This is a genomic window from Shewanella sp. 10N.286.45.A1 (assembly GCF_041470405.1).
In the GTDB taxonomy this organism is placed as follows: Bacteria; Pseudomonadota; Gammaproteobacteria; order Enterobacterales; family Shewanellaceae; genus Shewanella.
In genome coordinates, this window is the sequence record NZ_JBFRMK010000402.1 from 1 (window position 1) to 1,622 (window position 1,622).

Genomic DNA, 1,622 nt, shown 5'->3' on the forward strand with positions numbered 1-1,622 from the left:
ATGGCCAAAGTCTTCAATATCTTCCCAACCCTCGCAGCCTCCGATGACCGCCACTACTGTTAAAAACAGCACATCGAACAAGGGATAGGTAACTTTGGTGGCCTGTCGGTGGTCTTCAATAATTTCGAAGTGCTTGGTAAGGGAAAGAAGGCTCATGATAGGGTCTCAGCAAAAGAGAGTATAAGATCACAACGCCGCCAAATTGAAAAGCTTTGCCCATTTGAATGGCTGAAATTTGTTCGCGATCTCGCCCTGGGCCGGAATGTCTTATTTTTTATGGAACAAAATAGACCATTTAGTCGTATATCTAAATCCCATATCGAAGCATAAACATTTTGCCAATTATTACCTCAGCCATACTACGTGAGCAACCAGGGTAAGATTACGAACGTTTTTTGACCTACAAGAATGAAATTTGACTCAAATCTCACTTTGTGATCATATACTTCCTTTTGCGGAAGCCCTCAATGAACCTAACCTCTTTTAGAAAGCATTTCGAGTTACTCGATGACAAGCGTCAATCAGCTAAAGTCACCTATCCAATTTTTGATATATTTTTTATTACCTTATGTGCCGTGATAGCCGGTGCAGAAGGATGGAAAGACATCAAAGAGTATGCAGAGGGTCACTTAGACTGGTTTCAAAAGCATGGTTTTTTAAAGACGGGAGTCCCCGTTGACGACACTATTGCGAGAGTTATTAGCAGAATTAAACCTGAGCAATTTAATCAGTGCTTTGTAGAGTGGAGCAGTCAGTTAATCGTTTATCCAAGGGGGATATTGTAGCGATTGACGGGAAAACATTAAGAGGCTCATACGATAGAAATGATCGTCTTTCAACCATTCACATGGTCAACGCTTTTGCGAGCAAAAACAAGATGGTACTGGGGCAGCTAAGTACCGATGTGAAATCAAATGAAATCACCGCAATCCCAGAACTACTGAAGTTATTAGAGATAAAAGGCGCGATAGTTTCTATTGATGCAATGGGTTGCCAAAAAGAAGTAGCTAAAACGATTACTGGACAAGGTGCTGACTATTTGTTGGCTGTTAAAGGAAATCAACCGTCATTACATGAAGCGGTGCAAAACCTGTTTACTGATTTTAGAAACGCCAAAGCCGATAATTTAAAAATAGAAAAAAACCGCAGTAGATTTGAAGCTAGAGCTTGTCAGCTCCTAAATGCGAAAGGACTCGCGAAGGAATTTCCAGAATGGCCGTCATTAAAAATGGTTGGGATTGCGATGAGCTATCGGCAGGAAAGAGCCGAGCTTAGAGTACCGCTACTACATCTGTTCAACAGAATTAACAGAAGATAAATTCGCTGAAGCTGTTCGTGAGCATTGGGCTGTGGAGAATAGTCTGCATTGGGTGCTAGATCTAACGATGAGAGAAGATGCCTGTCAGATTTATAAAGAGAATGGCGCTGAAAACTGGGGAATACTACGTCAAACAGCACTTAATATGCTGAGAAAAGAAAAAACGAAAGTCAGTATGCCAACAAAAAGAAAACGTGCTTGGATGAAAACATCTTTTTTAGAGAATGTATTAATAGCAGGATTTGCTGGTGAGGTTAAAATCTAAACACTCATGCGGTTGCCCTGGCGTCGGCACGATTTGCGA

At 41.2% G+C, this 1,622-nt stretch carries 1 protein-coding gene and 1 pseudogene; one reads left to right on the top strand and one right to left on the bottom strand.

Going from position 1 to position 1,622, the window contains the following annotated elements:
- A partial coding sequence (locus AB4238_RS21960) for a transposase family protein (RefSeq protein ID WP_372035713.1) occupies positions 1-156 on the bottom strand: 156 nt, incomplete at its 3' end.
- 311 nt (positions 157-467) lie between these two features.
- On the opposite strand from AB4238_RS21960, the pseudogene AB4238_RS21965 reads away from it, so the two are divergent.
- Positions 468-1,583: pseudogene (locus AB4238_RS21965) on the top strand (ISAs1 family transposase).
- Positions 1,584-1,622: the final 39 nt, after the last annotated feature.